The 9,320-nt window shown below is 63.9% G+C and carries 3 protein-coding genes; all 3 read right to left on the bottom strand.

What is annotated here, in order from left to right; translation table 11 throughout:
- On the bottom strand, positions 1-6,515 hold a 6,515-nt coding region (locus ABD919_RS01360; protein ID WP_345233099.1), incomplete at its 3' end, for a beta strand repeat-containing protein.
- Between the two features lie 66 nt (positions 6,516-6,581).
- A complete protein-coding gene (locus ABD919_RS01355) occupies positions 6,582-7,658 on the bottom strand; it encodes a hypothetical protein (RefSeq protein WP_345233097.1) in 1,077 nt (358 codons plus the stop codon).
- 365 nt (positions 7,659-8,023) lie between these two features.
- On the bottom strand, positions 8,024-8,362 hold the full coding sequence (locus ABD919_RS23920) for a T9SS type A sorting domain-containing protein (protein WP_425556393.1): 339 nt from the start codon (positions 8,360-8,362) through the stop codon (positions 8,024-8,026).
- Between the last annotated feature and the right edge of the window lie 958 nt (positions 8,363-9,320).

Below are 9,320 nucleotides of genomic sequence, written 5' to 3'. Positions count from 1 at the left end.
GTCACGCCGGCCGTCGAGGTGTTGGCGATGGTCAGGTGGTGGAAATTGGCGCGGGTGATGCCGCCGCCGAGGCCGATGGTCTGGGCGCCCGTGCCGGTGAAGAACACGGTGTAGGTCTGCGGGAACCAGGCCCCGCTCACCAGCCAGTTGCCCAGCACGTTGATGTTGCCCGTGAGCGTCACGCCGCTGGCTGAGGTGTTGGCCAGGGTCAGGTGGTGGAAGTTGCTCTGGCCCGTCGAGCAGGTCAGGCTTTGGGCCACGCTGCCGTTGAAGAGCGTGGTGAAGCCGCAGCCGCAGTAGTTGCCCGCGTTCACCCAGTTGCCGGCTATGCTCACGTTCTGTGTCAGGCTCACGCCCGTGCCGGCCGTGTTGGTGTTGTGCCAGCCGTAGAACGGCGTGTTAATCGAGCCGCCAATGGTTTGGGGAGCCGTACCGGTGAAGTACACCGTTTGCCCGCCGTGCAGGAAGCCGCCGTTGTGGAGCCAGTTGCCGGTCACGGCAATGTTATTCAGCAAAGTCACGCCCTGGATGTTGTTGAACGTCAGGTGGTGGAAGCTGGTCTGGCCCGAGGTGCAGGTGATGGTCTGCGGCACTGTGCCGTTGAACTGCACCAGGTAGCCGCAGCCGCAGAACACGCCCTGGTTCACGAAGTGGCGCACGATGTCGATGTTGAAGCCCAGGCTCACGCTTATCAGGTTGTTGAGCGTCAGGTCGTAGAAGCGGGTGATAATCGAGCCGCCGATGGTTTGTGGAGCCGTACCCAGGAAGCTTACCAGCAGGTTGTTGTGCTGGAAGCTGCCGTGGTTGAACCAGTTACCCAACAGGACGATGGTGCGGTCGATGCGGACCGTGGCCCCGCTCACGATGTTCAGGTGGTGGAAGCGGGTGGTGGCCGTGCCGGCGATGGTTTGCAGGCTGTTGCCGGCGAAGTACACCGTGTGGCCGTTGCCCACGAAGCCGCCGTCGTGCGTCCAGTTGCCGGTCAGGTACAGGTTGGAGAGCAGCGTTATCCCGGCCGGGTTGCCGAAGCGCACGGTGCCGAAGCGCGTGCTGCCCGAGCTGAACACGGTCTGCGCTGCTGACCCGTTGAAGTACACGTAGTAGCCTGGGCCGAAGAAGTGGCCGTTGCCGCCCCAGTTGCCCAGCACGTAGATGTTCTGATTCAAGGTCACACTCACCAGGTTGTTGATGGTGACGTGGTAGAAGTTCGAAATCTGCGAACCGCCAATCAGCTGGGCCTGGGGGCCGTCGAAGAACACCGTGTAGGGGCCGCAGCTCCACACGCCGTTGTTGAGCCAGTTGCCCCACACGTGCACGTTGGTGTTGAAGGTCACCGAGGCCAGCGTGTTGGTGATGTTCACGTGCCAGAAGTAGTAGTTGCCCGTTCCGCCCAGGGTCTGGGCCGTGCTGCCGCCGAAGTAGCAGTGGTAGCCCGTGTACACGCCGCCTACCAAGGTGTAGCCGTAGAAGTTGCCGGCATTCACGATGCTGCCCAGCCAGGTGCAGTGCTGCAGCAGGCGCACCGTAGTGCCGCTGCCAATGTTCCAGCCATAGAAGCTCAGGCTGCCGCCGGCGGCCACGTTGCCGCCCACGGTCTGCTCGTAGCCACCCAGGCCGTTGAAGTAGCAGGTGTACGTGCCGGGGTTGAACGAGCCGCTGAACAGGAAGTAGTTGCCGGCAATGTAGATGTTGCTGGCCAGGCTCACGCCGGCCGAATTATCCACGTAGAAGTGCCAGAAGTACGTGGTCGGGCTGGCGCTAATCACCTGGGCCGTGCTGCCGTTGAAGCGCACCCAGTGGCCGGTGGTCACGCCGCCCACGGTGTAGTAGCCATAGAACACGCCGGTGTTGTTGAAGCTGCCGCCTACGTAGATGTGCTGGTTCAGCGTCACCGAAATAGTGTTGCTGAACGTCACATTGTAGAAGTTGGTAGTAACCGAGCCGCCGATGGTCTGAGCCGTGGTGCCGTCGAATACCACCGCGTAGGTGCTGGGGATGAACTGGCCATGGTTTATCCAGTTGCCGCGCACGGTGATGTTATCTACCAGGGTTACGTTCGCCGTGCCGGTGATGGTAACGTTGTTGAAGATAGTGCTGCCGCTGTTGCTGCCGCCGATGTACTGCGGCACCGTGCCGTCGAACACCACGGCCCAGCTACTGGAGTTGAAGTTGCCGTTAACGCTGATGTTGCTCAGGAACTGGGTGTTGACGCCCAGGTTAACCTGCGCCAGCGGGCTCACCACGAAGTTGTAGAAGCTGGTAGTTACCCCGCACACGCACTGTGCAGCCCCCGAGCCGTTGAAGTTCACGCCGTAGAGCGGGTTGCTGTTGCCAGCGAAGCTGCCCTGGTTGTACCAGCTGCCATACACGTTGATGGTGCTCAATTGGCTTTGCTGGTTCAGCGTCACCCCGGGGTTGATGTAGAGGTTGCCCACCTGCAGGGGCTGGCTGCCATACACATACTGCGTGCCGCTGCCGTAGAAGTACCAGTTGGAGCTGGCGCTGCCGGTCACGGTGCCGTTCACGGTGGTGTTGCCGTACACGTGGAAGGTGGTGTTGATGGTCAGCGAAGCCGAGTTCTGCACCGTGATGTGGAACACCGAAGCCGTGCCGCCGCCCACCACGGGGTAGAAGGCGAAGCCCGGGCCCAGGTTGGGGATAATAACCACGCTGGTGCTGTTGGGCACCTGCCCGCAGCTCCAGTTGGCGGCATTAAACCAGTCGGTAGTACCCGCGCCGCCCGTCCAGGTAAAGGTCAGGGCGCCTACGGTCAGGTCCTGGCCGTTGTCGGAGCCGATGGTAGCCGGGTTGGAAGCTACTACGCGGATGCGGTAGCCCGTGCCGCTGGCCGTGCCCACCGGAATGGTCACGGGCACGCTGCCCGAGGCCGTGCCGCTCACGCTGCCGATGTTCACCGGCGAAGCAAACGAGCCGCTGGCGTTCGAGAGCTGGGCCGTGAATACGTTGCCGGCGTTGAAGCTGCCGCCCACGGTGAACGGCACCGAGAACGTGGAGCCGGGGCAGTAGGAGCCGCCGAAGCTGCCCGTAGCCAGCGTTGCGGCCGGGGCCGGGCTTACCGTCACGCTGGTCGTGGTGGTGTTGGCGCAGCTGCCCAGTATCACCTGCAGGGTGTAGGTGCCGTTGTTGGCGGGCGTGGCGTTGGCAATGGTCAGCGTCTGCTGGTTGCCCACCAGTACGTTGCCCGGGGCCAGCCACATATACGAGGCGCCGGCCACGGCCTGAGCCGTGAGCGTGATGGTGCCGTTGTACGCCACCGGCGAGTTGTTGCTCGCCACCACGGCCGCCGGCTGGGCGTTGATGGTCAGGTTGGAGCCGTTGTCGCTCTGGCTGGTAACGGCCGGGCTGGAGCCCACCAGGCGAATGCGGTAGCCGCTGCCCTGGGGCGTGTTGCCGGGGATGCTGGCCGTGATGCCACCGTTGCCCTGCCCGCTGAAGCTTACTGAGCCCACGTTTACCGGCGCGGCAAACGAGCCGCTGGCATCCGAGAGCTGGGCCGTGATGGTGTTGCCCGCCGCGAAGCTGTTGCCCGTCACGTTAAAGCTGAAGTTGATGGTGCCCGTGCCGGCGCAGAGCGTACCGCTGAACTGTGCCATCGTGAGAATGGGCGTAGCCGAGGGGCTTACTGTTACGCTGGTCGTGGTGGAGTTCTGGCAGCCGCTCACCGTCACCACCAGGGTGTAGGTACCGTTGTTGGCGGGCGTGGCGTTGCTGATGCTTAGCGTCTGTTGGTTGCCTACCAGCACGTTGCCCGGGGCCAGCCATTGGTAGGAGGCGCCGGCCACGGCCTGGGCCGTGAGTGTTACCGTACCGCTGTAGGTTACCGGCGAGTTGTTCGAAGCCACCACCGCAGCGGGCTGCGTGGTAATGCTCAGGCCGGCGCCGTTGTCGTTGCTGGTGGCAGCGGGGTTGCTGGCCACCAGGCGGATGCGGTAGCCCGTGCCCGTAGGCGTGGCAGCCGGAATGGTCACGCTGATGCTGTAGTTGCCGGTGCTCACCACGTTGCCCAGGGTGCCGATGGCGGTAGGGGCGGCAAACGAGCCGCTGGCATCGGAAAGCTGAGCCGTCACGCTGTTGCCGGCGTTAAATGCCGTGCCCGTTGCCGTGAAGTTGATGGCAAAGCCCTGCCCGCCGCAGAGCGTGCCGCTGAAGGTGCCCATGGTCAGGCCCGGGGCGTTGCTCACCGTCACGTTCACCGTGCACGTTACCTGGCAGCCGGCGGCTGAGGTAACTACCACCTGATAGGTGCCGGCATTCGCGGCAGTGGCATTGGCGATGGTCGGGTTCTGGGCCGAGGCGTTGGAAAACGTGCCGGGGCCCGTCCAGGCAAAGGAAGCGCCTGCCGGTGCGTTGGCTACGTTCAGCTGAATGGTGCCGTTATAGGGCGCCGGCGAGTTGCTGGTGGCCGCCACGGTGCTCAGGTTCTGCACGGTCACGCCGCTGCCGTTGTCGGCGCCGGTTGCGGCCGGGTTGTCGGCCACAATGCGAATGCGGTAGCTACTGCTGGCCGCAGCGCCCGCCGGTACCGTCCCGTTAATGGTGCCGCCGCTGGCACCGCTCAGGGTGCCGAGGCTGGTTACGCCCGAAGCAAACGAGCCGGCCGAGTTTGAGAGCTGGGCCGTAAACAGGTTGCCGGCCGCGTAGCCCGAAGCGGTGAACGTAACAGCCACCGTGGCGCCGGCGCATAGCGTGGCCGGCGTAATGCCCGTCACTACCGGCGTATAAGTAAACTTCTGCGCGGCCGTCGAGCAGCCGTTGCCCGCCGGGGCCACTACGCACACCTGCCCGGTGCTGCCACCGGCCGGGGCCGTCACCGTGATGCTGGTGCTGGAGTTTACCACCAGGCCGGTGCCGGCCACGCCGTTGAAGGTCACGCTGGTAGTGCCCAGGAAGTTGGAGCCCGTGATGGTCACCACGGTGCCACCCGAGCCCACCGTGGGCGTGAAGCTGCTGATGGCCGGGGCCACCGTAGCCGGGCGCACGAAGTCCTGGTAGCCGGTGAGGCTCCACTTGCCGCTGGCATCGCGGCTGCGCAGGTACATGCGGTGGGCGCCGGCGCTCAGTGCCGAGATGTCGGCCACGAAGGGGAAGCCGTTCAGGTCGATTGCCGGCGAGCTTACGGGTACGTCAACGCCTTGCCCAATGCCGGGGTCGGCGTCGAAGTAGTACTCCATCTTGTTCATGTTGGCCAGGGCCGGCACCACGTCGGCCAGGAACCAGCGGTAGGCCGTCAGGCTCCAGCGGTCGAAGCCGGCATCGTGGCTGCGCACGTACAGCTTGTGTACGCCCCGGCTCAAATTGTTCAGGTTCACCGAGAACGACACGGCCGGCAGGTTGGTGCCGGGGGTAATGCTCACGGCGGTGGCGCTGCCTACGCCGGGGTCGTTGTCGAGGAAGTACTCTACCCGGTCGATGTTGCCGGCCGAAGTGGCAATGGGCGGCTGGTAGTAGAAGGTATTCAGGGCCGTGAGGCTCCAGCGGTCCAGGCCGGCGTCGTGGCTGCGCACCCAGAGGCGGTGCACGCCCTGGTTTACGCTGCTCATGTCCACGGCAAACGACAGCGACGCAATGTTGGGCGCCGATGTAATGGGAACCGCGGTGGCATTGCCGATGCCCGGGTCCGAATCCAGGAAGTACTCTACCCGGTCGATGTTGCCGGCCGAAGTGGCAATGGGCGGCTGGTAGTAGAAGGTATTCAGGGCCGTGAGGCTCCAGCGGTCCAGGCCGGCGTCGTGGCTGCGCACGTAGAGCTTGTGTACACCCTGGTTTACGCTGCTCATGTCCACGACAAAGCCTACGCTGGGCAGGTTGCTGCCCGGCGTGATGCTGGCCGCGGTAGCATTGCCAATGCCGGGGTCGGTATCCAGGAAGTATTCTACCCGGTCGATGTTGCCGGCAGCAACGGCTGTGGGCGGCTGGTAGTAGAAGGTCTTCAGGGCCGAGAGGCTCCAGCTGCCGGTGCCGGCGTCATGGCTGCGCACGTAGAGCTTGTGCAGGCCCTGGTTTACGCTGCTCATGTCCACCGTAAAGGCGACACTGCTCAGGTTAGCACCCGGCGTGATGCTGGCCGCGGTGGCATTGCCGACGCCCGGATCTGAGTCCAGAAAGTATTCTACCCGGTCGATGTTGCCGGCCAGTACCCGGCTTTCATAAAAGAAGCGCCGGATAGCCGTCTGGCTCCATTTGCTGTTGACGTCGCGGCTGCGTATCCCCAGCTGGTGAAGGCCAGGGTTGAGGCTGCCCACCGGCACGGCAAAGCTTAAGCCGTTGATGTTGTCGGCGGCAGCCCCCAGCGACACGCTGGTGGCGTTGCCCAGGCCGGGGTCGGAGTCAATGTAATACTCGACCCGGTTCAGGTTGGGCCCTGCCGTGGTGCGGGCCTGTAGCGTGGCCTGGGCCGGGCCCAGCCGTCCGCCCTGGGCAGAGCGTCGCTGGGCCATGCCCTCGCCACCCAGCAGGCTAAGCCAGGTCAGGAGCAGGAAAAAGTAGGATTTCATAACCGTACCAGTTAAATGAGAGGAAGTTAAAGCGGCCCGGGGGCCGGGCTTTGCTATCCGACTGGCTTAGTTATTCGACTTGGTGCCAACCGTCACGTTCAGGTTGGTGCCGCTCACGTTGGAGTTGAGCTGGTAGATGGTAGGCGAATTGGGGATACCGCCCAGCACGTAGGGCTGCACCCCGCCGAAAATGCCGCAGTCTACGCCGCTGGTGCCGGCGCCACGGGCCGGCGAGGGAGCCGGGCGCAGCGTGTAGCGGGCATCATCCGAGCCGGTGTAGGTGAAGATGCTGGCATAGCCCACGCTATTGAGGTTATTAATGTTGGCCACGCCGTCGTTGGGGAAGGCTGCGCTCCAGTCGCCGATGTTGTTGGTGTAGGTGTTGTTGTAGCTCAGGGCCGTGGCAAAACGGTTGTAGTAGTTGGAGTTGTTAGTAACGCTGGTGCCCGAAGGCTTGAACATGATGTTGTTGGTCACCAGAGAGTTGTATACAAAGTAGTTGGTGCCAAACGAGTTATAGCCGGCATCGTAGTTGAACAGGTTGTGCGTTACCATGCCCGACATGGTAGCGGGCATGTTCATGCCGGCGCTGATGATGTTGTTGGCAATGTTGAAGTTGGTGCTGGTGCCGGTGCCCGACATGCCCCCAAACCAGTTACCGCGCACGAAAACATCGGAGGTGCCGGGGGCCGTGCCGCCGTTGATGATGATGCTGTAGTTGGCACCGTAGCCCACCGTCCAGAGGATATTGCGCTCCACGGTAACCGAGCTGACGTTGATGTTCACGTCGCCCAGAATGCGCAGGCCCGTGATGCGGGCACCTGCGCTGCCGGCGCTAAAGGTGACGGCGCCGGTGCTGGCTTCCAGGGCCGTGTACTGCAGGCCGGTGTTCTGACCCGTGCCCAACAGGTAGCCGGCACCCATGATGGTCACAGCCTTGTTTACCGTGAGGGCTCCGTAGCTGGTGTTGCTGGGCTCCAGCTGAATAATATCGCCGGCCACGGCCGCCGTCTGGGCAGCGGCAAAGCTGGTATAGGGGGCATTTACGCCGGGCGTGTTATTTACACGCAGCACTGCAGCAAAGGCGGGCGATACAGCCAGCGCGGCCAGAATCAAAAGGGCGGAGGTAAAGAGTTTTTTCATTTGTAAAAAAGAAGGAGGGTTGAGAAAAGGGTTTATTGATGCGATGTAAGTGTTGGATTATCAGCGCGAATAGCAGGGCTGTTGGCGCATGATTCTGCAAGCGTAAAGGTTGCCGGCATAGCCAGAGGCATACAATCCGGGCCATTGGGTATTTTCCCGGGTTATTTCCATCCGTGCCAGCACGGAGTAGCCCGGGCCCAAGCCGCTTAGCGCCTGGGAAACGCGGGGCCAGCAATGGGTTGGGAGCCTGCCCCTGCCAGGCAGAACCAACGCTTGCCAGCAGCGGCACTGCGCCCCGCTTACTGAAAAGCAAAAAGCCCCGTCAGACGCTGACGGGGCTTTTCTTTTTTTGCAGAAAGCGGTGGTTATTCCTTCACCAGTCGCTTGACGACGGTTCCTTCCTGGGCGTGCACGCGCACCGAGTAGATGCCGGTGGGCAGGCTGCTCAGGTCGAGGGTTTCGGCTACTGCGCCCTGGCGCACCGGGGCTTTGGCCTGCAGCACGACCTGGCCGAGGGTATTAACCACGTCCACTTTCACCGGGCCCTGGGCTTTGAGGCCGGTGAGCTCGAGCTGCACCTGGCCCGCCGTGGGGTTCGGGTACAGGGCCGTGCGGGCCTCGAGCTGGGCGTTGGTGCTGGCCAGCGGGGCGGCCGGGGCCAGCAGCTGCAGGAAGAAGCGCGGGCCGCTGAAGCGGGCGTCCATCCGGAAGGCGTAGGTGCCGGCGGTGGCCAGGTTCTGGCGCGTGTTCAGCACCCGGTCTTCCAGCCACACCTGCGTGCCGGCGGGCACATCCTGCAGGCCGGTGAGCACCAGCGTGTGGCTTNTTGATGGAGAGGCTTTCGTTGCCCATCTGGCTCCACAGGCTGGGGCGGCCGTCGGCGTTGAGCTGCACCTTGTGGGCGTCGTGCTGGGGCGAGAAGCCCAGGCCGGCGCCGGCTTCGAAGTACACCACGGCTTCATCGGCCAGGCCGGCGGCGTTGCGTGCTTCGAGGCGGATAACGGGCTTGGCAGCGCTGGCGGCCGGGTTGGGCGTGCCGGGGCGGAAGAAGGTGGGCGCGGTGTAGCTGGTGTGGCGCGCGGCGTTGGTGAAGCTTACCGCGCCGGTGGGGGCCGTGGCCCGCACGAAGAAGCCCTGCATGGACGCCAGGTCTTTCACGCCGCCATTCGAGCCGATGCCGTTGACGTAGGCGGCGTAGGAACCCGTGTAGCGCCCCGTGGGCTTGTGCACATATATGGCGTCTTCGATGCCCGTGAGCATGCCGGTGCTGCGCACCACGTCCCAGTCGATGGGGGCGGGGTAGGGGTTGCCCAGCAGCTGCCAGCCGGCTTCCGAGCTGTTGCCGCGGGTCACGGCGTAGCTCACCGGGCCGTTCTGCAGCACCCCGGCGATGTCGACGACGGTGTTGGCGTTGGTTTGGGCCGAGTAGCCGCGCAGCGGCTGCAGGTCCTCGCTTACGCCGGGCACCAGCCAGCCGCGGTCAAACGTGTTGAGCGTGCTGGAGAGGCGACCTTCCTCGTACGTGAACAGGGTGGGGAAGGGCGTGACGGTGTTGCCCTGCGTGTTGTAGGCCGGGTTGAGCTCAAACACGGGCAGGTCGTCGGCAAACTCCTGCACCGTCGTGCTCACGCCGTTGGCGCTGGCCTTCATGGGCGAGGAGTA

This window comes from Hymenobacter saemangeumensis, from assembly GCF_039541835.1.
In the GTDB taxonomy this organism is placed as follows: Bacteria; Bacteroidota; Bacteroidia; order Cytophagales; family Hymenobacteraceae; genus Hymenobacter; species Hymenobacter saemangeumensis.
Note: the sequence above shows the minus strand (reverse complement) of the source record. Positions and strands in the feature narration are given on the sequence as shown.